Annotated in this window: 14 protein-coding genes; 5 read left to right on the forward strand and 9 right to left on the reverse strand. The window is 64.1% G+C overall.

Annotation, left to right across the window (positions count from 1 at the left end; translation table 11 throughout):
* Positions 1–9 precede the first annotated feature (9 nt).
* Both ASF14_RS11510 and eno read right to left on the reverse strand, forming a co-directional pair.
* Positions 10–291 (reverse strand): FtsB family cell division protein, encoded by a 282-nt coding sequence (locus tag ASF14_RS11510; protein WP_089413591.1) that lies wholly within the window; start codon positions 289–291, stop codon positions 10–12.
* 65 nt (positions 292–356) lie between these two features.
* Positions 357–1637: a phosphopyruvate hydratase gene (eno, locus tag ASF14_RS11515; RefSeq protein ID WP_056434924.1), complete on the reverse strand. Its 1281-nt coding sequence runs from the start codon at positions 1635–1637 to the stop codon at positions 357–359.
* Positions 1638–1794: 157 nt separating this feature from the next.
* Here eno and ASF14_RS11520 point away from each other — a divergent pair, with 157 nt between their 5' ends.
* The 5 genes from ASF14_RS11520 to ASF14_RS11540 all read left to right on the forward strand — a co-directional run bounded on the left by ASF14_RS11520 (position 1795) and on the right by ASF14_RS11540 (position 5426).
* On the forward strand, positions 1795–2328 hold the full coding sequence (locus ASF14_RS11520) for a hypothetical protein (RefSeq protein WP_156361157.1): 534 nt from the start codon (positions 1795–1797) through the stop codon (positions 2326–2328).
* Positions 2325–2681: a phage holin family protein gene (locus ASF14_RS11525; protein WP_056434925.1), complete on the forward strand. Its 357-nt coding sequence runs from the start codon at positions 2325–2327 to the stop codon at positions 2679–2681. The genes ASF14_RS11520 and ASF14_RS11525 overlap by 4 nt, the downstream gene beginning before the upstream one ends.
* Positions 2678–2929, forward strand: coding sequence for a hypothetical protein (locus ASF14_RS11530; protein WP_056434926.1), 252 nt, complete (start codon positions 2678–2680; stop codon positions 2927–2929). Before ASF14_RS11525 ends, ASF14_RS11530 begins: the two co-directional genes overlap by 4 nt.
* Before the next feature lie 52 nt (positions 2930–2981).
* Positions 2982–3455 (forward strand): hypothetical protein, encoded by a 474-nt coding sequence (locus tag ASF14_RS11535; RefSeq protein ID WP_236697029.1) that lies wholly within the window; start codon positions 2982–2984, stop codon positions 3453–3455.
* 141 nt (positions 3456–3596) lie between these two features.
* A complete protein-coding gene (locus tag ASF14_RS11540) occupies positions 3597–5426 on the forward strand; it encodes a DUF885 domain-containing protein (protein ID WP_443025797.1) in 1830 nt (609 codons plus the stop codon).
* Between the two features lie 17 nt (positions 5427–5443).
* On the opposite strand, the gene ASF14_RS11545 is transcribed toward ASF14_RS11540, so the two are convergent.
* Genes ASF14_RS11545 through cyoA form a run of 7 tightly spaced genes read right to left on the reverse strand, consistent with a single transcriptional unit; the run spans position 5444 to position 12260 of the window.
* The gene (locus ASF14_RS11545) at positions 5444–5977 is read right to left on the reverse strand and encodes a response regulator transcription factor (RefSeq protein ID WP_056434929.1); all 534 of its coding nucleotides are present in this window, start codon (positions 5975–5977) and stop codon (positions 5444–5446) included.
* Between the two features lie 2 nt (positions 5978–5979).
* Entirely contained in the window at positions 5980–7290 is a 1311-nt protein-coding gene (locus tag ASF14_RS11550; RefSeq protein WP_056434930.1) for an ATP-binding protein, read from the reverse strand.
* Complete coding sequence (locus ASF14_RS11555; protein ID WP_056434931.1) at positions 7287–7997, reverse strand: SURF1 family protein; 711 nt, start codon at positions 7995–7997, stop codon at positions 7287–7289. Before ASF14_RS11555 ends, ASF14_RS11550 begins: the two co-directional genes overlap by 4 nt.
* Positions 7997–8404, reverse strand: a complete 408-nt coding sequence (cyoD, locus tag ASF14_RS11560) for a cytochrome o ubiquinol oxidase subunit IV (RefSeq protein ID WP_076716231.1) — start codon at positions 8402–8404, stop codon at positions 7997–7999. Before cyoD ends, ASF14_RS11555 begins: the two co-directional genes overlap by 1 nt.
* A complete protein-coding gene (cyoC, locus tag ASF14_RS11565; RefSeq protein WP_007403230.1) occupies positions 8401–9039 on the reverse strand; it encodes a cytochrome o ubiquinol oxidase subunit III in 639 nt (212 codons plus the stop codon). Before cyoC ends, cyoD begins: the two co-directional genes overlap by 4 nt.
* Before the next feature lie 3 nt (positions 9040–9042).
* Complete coding sequence (gene cyoB, locus ASF14_RS11570) at positions 9043–11037, reverse strand: cytochrome o ubiquinol oxidase subunit I (protein ID WP_056434932.1); 1995 nt, start codon at positions 11035–11037, stop codon at positions 9043–9045.
* 11 nt (positions 11038–11048) lie between these two features.
* Positions 11049–12260, reverse strand: a complete 1212-nt coding sequence (cyoA, locus tag ASF14_RS11575) for a ubiquinol oxidase subunit II (protein ID WP_056434933.1) — start codon at positions 12258–12260, stop codon at positions 11049–11051.
* Between the last annotated feature and the right edge of the window lie 2 nt (positions 12261–12262).

The following is a 12262-nucleotide window of genomic DNA, read 5'->3' on the forward strand; positions in this document are numbered from 1 at the left end:
CGCCCTTTTTCATTTCAGGGGAACGATAACCTCGTCCGGATGGGCGACGTTCAGTTCCTTACGGACCATCTCGTCGACCATGTCCGGATTGGCATGGTCCGGATCGAGCAGCGCCACCCTGTTCTTCAACACCGTCCGTCGCTTGTCGAGCGCGGCATAGTCATGCTCTCGCTTGACCAGCTGGCGCTGATACTCGCCATAAGCGAGCAGGCCGTTGCGCCCCAGCACCGCATAGGCACCGAAAAAGGCAACGATCGTCAGACCAAGGGCGGGCAGCGCGGCACGCCGCATGGTCCGGATGAAAGGCGACGGTTTCTTGGTCACGGCAACCATAATCGTCCCGTCGCCTTCCGATTTCAAGCGCGGATGAGAATATCGCGACCGGCATAGCGCGCCGAGTCACCCAGCTCTTCCTCGATGCGGATCAGCTGGTTGTACTTGGCGAGCCGGTCCGAACGCGCCAGCGAGCCCGTCTTGATCTGACCGCAGTTGGTGGCGACCGCCAGGTCGGCGATGGTCGCGTCTTCGGTTTCGCCCGAACGGTGCGACATGACGGCGGTGTAGCGCGAACGCTGCGCCAGCGACACGGCCTCCAGCGTCTCGGTCAGCGTGCCGATCTGGTTGACCTTCACCAGCAGCGAGTTGGCATAGCCGCCCTCGATGCCCTTCTTCAGACGCTTGGGGTTGGTGACGAACAGATCGTCGCCGACCAGCTGCACCTTGTCGCCGATCAGGTCGGTCAGCGCCTTCCAGCCCTCCCAGTCGTCCTCGGCCATGCCGTCCTCGATCGACAGGATCGGGTACCGGCGGGTCAGGTCGGCGAGATACTCGGCCATCTCATGGCTCGACAGGACCTTGCCCTCGCCCGAGATATTGTACTTGCCGTCCTTGAAGAACTCGGTTGCCGCGCAGTCGAGCGCGATCATCACGTCGTCGCCCGGCTTGTACCCGGCCTTCTCGACGGATGCCATGATGAAGTCGAGCGCTTCGGTGGTCGAGGCGATGTTGGGGGCGAAGCCGCCCTCGTCGCCCACGCCGGTCGCCAGGCCCTTTTCGTGCAGCGCCTTCTTCAGCGTATGGAAGATTTCCGAACCGCAGCGGACCGCTTCCATGATGTTCGCCGCACCGACCGGCATGATCATGAATTCCTGGAAATCGATCGGATTGTCCGCATGCTCGCCGCCATTGATGATGTTCATCATCGGCACCGGCAGCAGATGCGCCGAGACGCCACCGACATATTTGTAAAGCGGCAGGCCCCGCGCTTCGGATGCGGCCTTGGCCGCCGCCAGGCTGACGCCCAGGATGGCATTCGCGCCCAGGCGGCCCTTGTTCTCGGTGCCGTCCAGTTCGATCATGACGCGGTCGAGATCGGCCTGATCCTCGGCATCCATGCCCAGGATCGCGTCGGTGATCTCGTCGTTGACCGCTTCGACCGCGGCTTCGACGCCCTTGCCCATCCAGCGGCTCTTGTCGCCGTCGCGCTTCTCGACGGCTTCATGCGCGCCGGTCGATGCGCCCGAGGGAACGGCGGCGCGGCCGAAGCTGCCGTCTTCGAGCAGCACGTCGACTTCGACGGTGGGATTGCCCCGGCTGTCCAGGATTTGACGCGCGTGGATGTCGATGATTGCGGTCACGTAACGATGCTCCTACATCAGCCTAGTGGTCTCGGCGCGGCTCTACCGTGTGACTGTGTGAAGGGCAATTGCGGTAAAATCATGGAACCGTGCTTCCATTGCCGGGGTTAAGACGCAAACCGCCCGTTCGCCCGGGCCGTAACGAAAGGGTTTTTCGATGGCTGACACCGACAGCACCTTCCCCGCCGCTGATACCGCGACGCCCGGTTTCGGCGCCAACATCGCGGTCGCGCCGGAAGTGGCCGCCCCGAACGCCCCGCTGGTATCGGACACCGATGCTTCGACGACGAAGGCCGGTCTCGCCGACGCCAAGCAGCAGGTGAAGGACGGCGCCAGCAAGTTCCAGCAGCAGGCGGTCGACAAGATCCAGGCGCTGGCCGGTGACGGCAAGGCCAAGGCCGGGTCGGCGCTCGATCAGGTTGCGCAGCTGCTGAACGACGCGGCCGGGCAAGTCGACGAAAAGCTGGGCAATCAATATGGCCAATATGCCCGCTCGGCGGCCGACACCGTGACCTCGCTGTCGGGTGCGATCAAGGACAAGGACGTCGAGGAACTGCTCGACGACGCCCGCGCCTTCGTCGCCAAGAGCCCGGCGGTCGCGATCGGCATTGCAGCCGCCCTCGGCTTCGCACTGGCGCGCGTCGTCCAGTCGGGTGTCGAAACCCGCCAGTCGGTCGACGCCTCCGCGTGACCCGCGTCGTCGAAACCCTGCGGACGGCGGTATCGCCCGAGCCGGAGACGCTGACTTCGCTGGTGTCGCAGCTCGTCGATGATGGGCGGACTTTCATCACCGCCGAGATCGATCTGGCGAAGGCCCGAGCGACCGACAAGATCGGACGCTATCGCAGCGCGGCGATCTTCTTCGGGGTCGCAGCGGTGCTGGGCCTGTCGGCGCTGATCGCGTTGCTCGTCGGCCTGATCTTCGCATTGGCGCCGGCGACCGGGCCTTTCGCGGCGACGCTGATCGTCGTCGGCGTGGTCGTCATCATTGCCGGCATCTTAGCGATGATGGGCAAGTCCCGTCTGTCGGGAGGTGGCGCATGACCATCGCAGAAGCGGAAATTCGCGCGGCCGAGGCACGCGAGCGGCTGAACGCCACCGCATCGCGCATCCAGGCGAAGCTGGAGCCGCAGGCACTGGCCGCGCAGGCACGTGAGGCGAGCGTCACGGCCGCGAAGTGCGGCCTCGAGTCCGCGAAGAGCAACCCTGCTGCCGTCGCTGGCGGCGTGGCCATGCTCGGCCTCTTCCTCAATCGTCGGCGGATCGCCCGCCTGTTCAAGCGTAAACGCTGATTTGGTTCGCGGGGGGCGCGCCCTCGCGACACGGCCCAGAAGGATGTTCGCAATGACCACCGAAACCCACCAGGATCAGCAGACTGCCCTCCGCGAAAAGATCGACCACACGCGCCAAACCGCGTCGCAGGCCTATCATGATGCGAAGGACAAGGCCGCAACCGCGCTCCACACGTCCAAGGACAAAGCAGGCGAGCTGGCGCACAAGACGGCCCGTTCGATCGAATCCAATCCGCTCGGCATCCTCGTCGGCGGCTTGGTCGTCGGCGTGATCGCGGGCGCGCTGATCCCGCGTTCGGCGCGCGAAAAGGAATTGCTCACCCCGCTCGGCAAGAAGCTGGGCGAGACGATTCGCCAGGCGACCCAGGCCGCGCGCGAGACGGGTCTTCGTGAATTGGAGGAAGCCGGTCTGACCAAGGACGCCGCCAAGGACCGCGCCAAGTCGCTGTTCGACGATGTGGTCAAGGTTGCCAGCAATGCCGGGTCGGCCGCGGCCAAGGCGGCGACGAACAAGACGTCGGTCTAAGCTCGCCCCCCATGGCGAGCAGACGGCGCCCCGCGATCCGATGGTGATCGCGGGGTGCTTCTTTTTTGGGGTTATGCCGCAACGGCTTGCGGGTGCGAACGGGGCTTTCTACCAAGATCGCTCCAACGCTCTCACCGGGATATCCGCTTGCGCTCTTCCTCCCTCGCCATCGTCCTCGCCGCCCTCTCGCTGAGCGCCCCCGCCACCGTCCAGGCGCAGGCCACGCCCATCGCGGCCCCTCAACCCGGTGAGGGCAAGGAGGACGCCCGGCTCAAACAGCTTTTCCACGACAGCGACGAAGCGAGCCTGGCGCGCAACCCGATCAGCGGCATCTTCCGAGGCGACATGCGCCGGGCCGACCGGATCGGCGATTTCTTTTCCGACGCCTATATCGCGGCCGAGCGCGCGGCGACCGAAAAGGACCTGAAGGCCCTGGGCCAGATCGATCGGGCCAGGCTGACCCCGACCAACCAAGTCGCCTATGACGTCTTCAAGCAGCAGGGCGAGACGACGCTGAGGGGCTTCGATCCGGCCATCGTCGCGCTGACGATCGTACGACCCATGGATCACTTCTACGGCATCCAGACCTTCTACCCCGAATTCGCCTCGGGCCAGGGCGCCGCGCCGTTCAACACGGTGGCCGATTACGAAAACAACCTGAAGCGCAACGTCGAATACGCCCGCCTGTTGGACGAAGCGATCACCCGCTTTCGGCAGGGCATGGCAAGCGGCATCGTCCAGCCCAAGCTGGTCGTGCGCAACATGATCGCCCAATTCGACAATCTGCTCGCCGTGCCGGTCGAGAAGTCGACCTTCTACGGTCCGGTCATGAATTTCCCCGCCACCGTCCCGGCGGCCGAGCAGGCACGACTGAAGGCCGCCTATGCCGCGCAGATCCGCGACGTCATCGTACCGGCCGAGCAGCGGATGCGGACCTTCCTGGCCGACACCTATCTGCCTGTGGCGCGCGATACGGTCGGCCTGTCGGGGATGCCGGGCGGCGACAAGCTCTATGCCTATCTGATCGAGCAGAACACCACCCTGCCCCTCAAGGCCGAAGACGTGCATCAGCTCGGCCTATCCGAGGTCGCGCGTATCCTGAAGGCGATGGAGGTTCAGAAACAGGCGGTCGGCTTCAAGGGTAGCTTGGCGGAGTTCTTCACCTTCCTGCGCACCGACGCGCGTTTCGCGCCCAAGAGCGCGGCACAACTCCGCGAAGGCTATGAGGCGATCGGCCGCCGTGTCGATGCGCGCATCCGCGAACAATTCTCGCTGATCCCCAAGACACCGCTCGAAATCCGTCCGGTCCCGGCCTTCAAGGAAAAGACCGATGCCGGTGGCTCCTATCAGGGCGGCACCCCGGACGGGACGCGGCCGGGCGTCTTCTACTACAACACCTATGACCTCCCCTCACGCTATATGTGGGAGATGGAGACGCTCTATCTTCACGAAGCGGTGCCGGGCCATCATTTCCAGATCAGCCTGGCGCAGGAAAATGCGGCGCTGCCCGCCTTCATGCGCTTCGGCGGCAACACCGCCTATGCCGAGGGCTGGGCCCTCTATGCCGAGACGCTGTGGCCCGAACTGGGCATGGAAACCGATCCCTATCAACGGATGGGCGGGCTGAACGACGAAATGCTGCGCGCGATGCGGCTGGTCGTCGATACCGGCATCCATGCCAAGGGTTGGACCCGCGATCAGGCGATCGACTATATGCTCGCCAATTCGCCTATGGCGCGCACCGACGCGACCGCCGAGGTCGAGCGTTACATCGCCATTCCGGGCCAGGCCTTGGCCTATAAGATCGGCCAGCTGACGATCAGCCGGTTGAAGGCACAGGCCAAGGCCGAGCTGGGTGCGAAGTTCGATCCCCGCCGTTTCCATGCCGAGGTACTCGACACCGGCGCGCTGCCGATGCCGGTGCTGGAAAAGAAGATCGCCGATTGGATCGCGGCCGAAAAGCGCCGCTGATCGGAGCAAGCGCCACGTCAGGGGACGTGGCGCTTCTCCAGTTTCCGCGCGAGGGTGCGACGGTGCATCCCCAGCCGTCTTGCGGTTTCCGAGATGTTGAAGTTCGTCTCGGCCAGCGTCTCGTTGATCCGCTCCCATTCCAGCGTCTTGATCGAGCTGGGGCGGTCGGTGATCGCCGTCGTCGCGTCCCCGCTTGCCTTGTGGAACGCAGCCTCGATATCGTCGGTATTGGACGGCTTGGCGAGATAGTGGCACGCGCCCAGCTTGATCGCCTCCACCGCCGTCGCGATGCTGGCAAAGCCGGTCAGCACGACGATCAGCATCTCGGGATCATGTGCGTGCAGCGTCTGCACACAGGCCAGGCCCGACGCCTGCCCCAGCTTCAGGTCGACCACCGCATAACGCGGCGTGGTCGTGCTCAACACCTCGCGCAGCGCATCCGGACTGGCGGCCACCCACACGCGGTAGCCGCGACGCTCGAACGAACGCTGCAGGGTCCGTGCGAAGGTCTCGTCATCCTCGACGATTACCAATGAACGGTCTTCGTCCATCTCTACTCCCGATCCGATACGCCGATCATACTCAAAGGTAGGGTTAGGGTGACGATAGCGCCACCCTCGACCCGGTTTGCCGCCTCGACCCGGCCGCCCAATTTGCGGACGACACTGGACACGAGGAAAAGCCCGACGCCGTGGCCCTCGCCCTTGGTCGATTGTTGTGGCCGCCCGACCTGCGACAATGTTGCCGGGGTAAAGCCCGGCCCGCGATCGGTGACGCGGACCGCCACTGCCCCGCCCTCTCGCGCGACGGTCAGGCCGACCCACTGCGGCGAGGCTTCGGCCGCATTGTCGAGGACGTTCCATACCGCCTGCTTGATCGCGGGGTCGGAGACGATCGCGGCGTCATCGTCGCTCCGCTGATAATTGAGCGCGACTTGGGCGTGGCTCTGTCGCCATTCGTCGACGATGGTGTCGATGAAGCGCCCGACCTCCGAGAGTTCGGCCGCCTCGCCGCGGGGTTCGCCCGCCGATTGCAGGATGCGGGTGACGATCGCCTTGCAGCGTTGCACCTCGGCCTGCATCTCGGCGATCTCGCCCATCAGTTCGGCATCGTCGCGCAGCTTGGGGACGCGCCGCCAATCGCTGAGGATCACCGACAGGCTGGCCAAGGGGGTGCCCAGCTCATGCGCCGCGCCCGAGGCGAGCAGGCCCATGCGGACGATATGCTCCTCCTCCGACGCCTGCTGACGCAGGTCCGCCAGCCGTGCGGCGCTGAGGCGCATATTGTGGCTGATCCGGGTGACGAACAGGATCAGCAGCCCCGTGACCAGCGCAAAGCCCAGCCAGTTGCCCAGCGTATGCAGCCCGGCAATATCGCCGAACAACCAGGGCGGAAAGGCAAGCGGCCGGTGGTGGAGCGACAGCAATCCAAAGCAAAGCCCGGTAATCCCCGCCAGCGCCCAGGCCGACCACGTCTCCAGCAACACCGCGCCCAAGACCACCTGGATCAGATAGAGCGAAATGAACGGATTGGTCGCACCGCCCGCTAGAAACAGCTGAAGCGTCAGCGTGCCGACGTCGAACATCAGGGCGAACAGGAGTTCGGTGTTGGTGATCCGGTGGAAGCGCAGCCGGAAATAGCTGAGCAAATTGATCGCGGCCGCCATCACCAGCACGCCCATCATCGCCGGAATGGGGAGCTGAACCCCCATGAGGCGGTTGACGAACAGGATCGTTATCAACTGCCCCGCCACCGCCATCCAGCGCAGGTGAATAAGCTGGCGCATATTGGCGGTGCCCGCAGCCGCGTCGGGCTCGCGTGGGCGAACGGTAAAGGGCAGGAAGGGCGGATCGCCCGAGGTCACTCGCGACCTCGCCGCCAGAGGATGACGATGCCGACCACCGTCAGGATCGCCAGCGCGAACCAGGTCAGGGCATAGGAAAGATGGCTGTTCCGGAACGCCACGACCGTCAGCCCGCCGACGGGATAGCCGCCGGGATTGGCCGTTTTGTCGGCGTCGATGAAATAGGGCGCGACCGGGCCAAGCCGCTTGGCCTCGGCAATCGCGGCGACATCGCGCGAGTACCAGCGATCGGCAGCGGGATCGTTCGACCGGAGGAAGGCACCACCCGGCTCCGTAACGCGCAAAAGCCCGGTGATACGAACGGGGCCGTCAGGGCGACTATGATCGGCCCGCTTCTCGGCGGGCACGAAGCCGCGATTGACGATTACGGTGAAGCGGGGGCCGACCAATGGGGTCAGTACCCAGAAACCCGGCCCGCGCTCGGTCACGGCCTGGACATAGGTTTCGCGGTCGTTGCGAAAACGCCCCTCTGCCGTCACGCGGATATAGGCGTCGGAGGCCTGAGCCGTGGGGGGAGCCGCGACGGGAGGGGCCTGGAGCCTCGCCTCCACCGTCGCGATCAGGTTCAGCTTCCAAACCCGGCGCTGCAACTGCCACAGCCCGAGCGAAAGAAAAGCCGCGATCAGCGCCACGCCGATCGCGGTCAGGATCGCCAGCGTCAGTGGCGAACGGCCACGCCGCTCGCCGCTCACGCCAGCATCGGCCATTACATGCCGCCGCCCAGCTGGGCGGCCATGTCCGGCATCATGTTGGTGTTCATGTGATACATGACCCAGATCGATCCGCTGAGCGTGATGACGACCAGCACGGCCGTAAAGACCAGCGCCATCATCGTCCAGCCACCCTCCGACTTGGTGTTCATGTGGAGGAAGTAGATCATGTGGACGACGATCTGGACGAAGGCCAGGCCCATGATGACCAGCGCGGTCGTCTGGGTATCGCCCAGCGCGCCGGTCATGACCGCCCAGAACGGAATGGCCGTCAGGATCACCGACAGCACGAACCCGATCATATAGCCCTTCATCGAGCCATGACCGTGCGTGTCGCCATGCGAGTGGAGATCATGGTCCAGATTGGCGTGATCGCCGTGACCGTGGGGCTTGTGCGCGCTCACCGGAGAACTCCGAGCAGATAGACAAAGGTGAAGACGCCGATCCAGACGACGTCCAGGAAGTGCCAGAACATCGACAGGCACATCAGGCGGCGCTTGTTCGCCTCGATCAGGCCGAAGCGACCGACCTGCACCATCAGCGTGACCAGCCAGATCGAACCGAAGGTGACGTGCAGACCGTGCGTGCCGACCAGCGTGAAGAAGGATGACAGGAAGGCCGAACGCTGCGGACCCGCGCCCTCATGGATGAGGTTGGCGAATTCGTAGAGTTCGATCGACAGAAAGGCGAGACCGAACAGGCCGGTGATGCCCAGCCAGATCAGCGTGTTCGACTTCTGGTTCTTCTCCATCGCGATCATGGCGAAGCCATAGGTGATCGACGACAGCAGCAGCATCGAGGTGTTGAGCGCGACCAGCGGGAGCTCGAAAATCTCCCGCGGGGTCGGACCGCCCGCATAGCTGGTGCCCAGCACGCCGTAGGTGGCGAACAGGATGGCGAAGATGAGGCAGTCGCTCATCAGGTACATCCAGAAGCCGATGGCCGTCGAGCCACCGGATTCGTGATGATGATCCTCGTCCTCGACCAGATAATAGGTTGGGTTCTTGGCCGGATCGGCGCTCAGAACGTCGGTCGACATGGATCAGGCCCCCTGCCCGAGCAGACGACGCCGCTCGCTTTCCGTAGCCACGACTTCCTCGACGGGAATGTAATAGTCGCGGTCATAGTTGAACGTGTGCCAGATGGCGACGACGACGACACCGATCAGGCCGAGGGCGGCGAGCCACCACATGTACCAGATCATGCCGAACCCGGCGGCCGTTGACAGGGCGGCGATGATGACGCCGGTGCCCGTGTTCTTCGGCATGTGGATCGGACGGTAGCCGTCCATCGGCGCCTCGGCCTTCTTGTCCTTCATGTCGTACCAGGCATCCAGCTCATGGATGACGGGCGTGAACGCGAAGTTGTAGTCCGGCGGCGGCGACGAGGTCGCCCATTCCAGGGTGCGGCCGTCCCAGGGATCGCCCGTCACGTCGCGCAGCTCTTCCTTCTTCCAGATCGACACGCCGATCTGAACCAGGAAGGCGCCGATGCCGCCCGCGATCATCAGCGCACCCAGCAGGGCGACGATGAAGTAGATCTGGAGCGACGGGTCCTCGAAATGGTGCAGACGACGCGTCACGCCCATCAGGCCCATGATGTAGAGCGGCGTGAAGGCGACCCAGAAACCGACGACCCACAGCCAGAACGACACCTTGCCCCAGAACTGGTTGAGCTTGAACCCGAAGGCCTTGGGCCACCAGTAGTTGATCGCCGCGAATGCGCCGAACAGCACGCCGCCGATGATCACGTTGTGGAAGTGCGCGATCAGGAACAGCGAGTTGTGCAGCACGAAGTCGGCAGGCGGAACGGCCAGCAGAACGCCGGTCATGCCACCGATCGAGAAGGTCAGCATGAACGCGATGGTCCACATCATCGGCAGCTCGAACCGGATGCGCCCCTTATACATGGTGAACAGCCAGTTGAAGATCTTTGCGCCCGTCGGGATCGAGATCACCATGGTGGTGATGCCGAAGAACGAGTTGACGCTGGCACCCGAACCCATGGTGAAGAAGTGGTGCAGCCAGACCAGGTACGACAGGATCGTGATGACGATCGTGGCGTAGACCATCGAGGTGTAGCCGAACAGACGCTTGCCCGAGAAGGTCGAGGTGACTTCCGAGAACACGCCGAACAGCGGCAGGATCAGGATGTACACCTCCGGGTGACCCCAGATCCAGATCAGGTTCACGTACATCATCGGGTTGCCGCCGAGGTTGTTCGTGAAGAAGTTGGTGCCGACATAACGGTCGAGCGACAGCAGGACGAGCGTGGCGGTCAGCACGGGGAAACTGGCGACGATCAGGACGTTCGCACACAGCGAGGTCCAGCAGAACACCGGCAGCTTCATCATGGTCATGCCCGGCGCGCGCATCTTGATGATGGTCGCGATCAGGTTGATGCCCGACAGGGTCGTACCGACACCCGCCACCTGCAACGCCCAGATATAATAGTCGACACCGACATCGGGACTGAAATCAAGCTCCGACAAGGGCGGGAAAGCCAACCAGCCGGTGCGTGCGAACTCGCCGATGAACAGCGAGGCCATGACCAGCACCACGCCGCCCGCCGTCATCCAGAAGCTCAGATTGTTGAGATACGGGAAGGACACGTCACGTGCGCCGATCTGGAGCGGCACGACATAGTTCATCAGGCCGGTGATGATCGGCATCGCCACGAAGAAGATCATGATGACGCCGTGGGCGGTGAACACCTGATCATAGTGGTGCGAGTTCAGGAAGCCCTGGTTCTCGCCGAACGCGATCGCCTGCTGCCCGCGCATCATCAACGCGTCGGCAAAGCCGCGCAGCAGCATCACGATGCCCAGGATCATGTACATGATCCCGATCCGCTTGTGATCGACGGTGGTGAACCACTCCTTCCAGAGATAGCCCCACAGCTTGAACTTGGTGATGAGCGCCAGCACCGCGATCCCGCCGACCGCGACGCCCAGGAAGGTGCCGACGACGATGGGCTCGTGGATCGGCAGCGACTCGATCGATAGCCGTCCGAAGATGGTCTTTATGATGTGTTCCATGATGGCGTGCCTCAGCCGAGACCCGCACCGGCATGACCAAAGGTCTGCGGGCCGGGGGTCTGCGGGATGGAAAGGAAGGACATGCGACGGTTCTTCATGTCACCCGGCTGCTGCACGCCGTTCGACGGCAGCGGCTCCTTGCTCTGGTGGGGCGAGGTCTGGATTTCCTCGGGCGACTTTTCGAGCGCACCCTTTGTCCGCTCACCGTGCATCGGGCCGGTATTGTTGACGGGCGGATTGCCCTCGCCGACCTTCATCTTGTGCGGATCGCCGCCACCGGTCATGCGGTCGTGCATCATCACGTCCGACATGCAGGGGGTATTGTCCGCGACGCAGCGGTTGACGACGCGGTCGAACAGGCCGCCCTGAACGCCGCTATAGTACATCGCCGGGACATACTCGCTCGGCTTCTCGACGGTCAGGAAGGCGGCGCGGGTCAGCTGACCCTGGCCCTTGCCCTGCCCGGTCTGCGACGTGCGGACCTTCTCGACCCACTGATCGAAGCCGCTCGACTGAAGCGCGAAGACCGGGAAGTTCATGCCCGAGAAGCCCGCGCCGCTATAGTGCGACGACAGCCCCCTGAACGTGCCCTCGCGGTTCATGACCGCGTGCAGCTTCGTCTCCATGCCGGGCATGGTGTAGATCATGCCCGCCATCGCGGGGACGTAGAAGGCGTTCATCACCGAGGTGCCGGTCAGGCGGAACTCGACGGGCCGGTCGACGGGCAAAGCGAGCTCGTTGACCGTCGCGATGCCCTGCTCAGGATAGATGAACAGCCACTTCCAGTCGAGCGCGACGACCTGGACCTCCAGCGGCTTGACGCCCGCCGCAACCGGCTGACCCGGCGCGGTGCGCTCGATCGGACGATAGGGATCGAGCAGATGGGTGCTGGTCCACGTCACCGCGCCCAGGCAGATGATGATGAGCAGCGGCGCCGACCAGATCACCAGCTCCAGCATGGTGGAGTGGTCGAATTCCGGATCATATTCGGCTTCGGTATTGCTCTTGCGATAGCGCCACGCGAACAGCACCGTCAGCGCCATCACCGGAATGATGATGAGCAGCATCAGGGCCGTCGCGATCAGCACCAGATCGCGTTGCTGCACGGCGACGTCACCGGCAGGGTTGAGCACGACCGCGTCGCATCCCCCCAGCATGGCCAGGAGGGGCAAGGCGGCCCAGCGAAGAGGGCGCAGGCGCGCAAGGCTCGACGAATGAGACATAT

Source organism: Sphingomonas sp. Leaf257 (assembly GCF_001422185.1).
Classification (GTDB): domain Bacteria; phylum Pseudomonadota; class Alphaproteobacteria; order Sphingomonadales; family Sphingomonadaceae; genus Sphingomonas; species Sphingomonas yabuuchiae.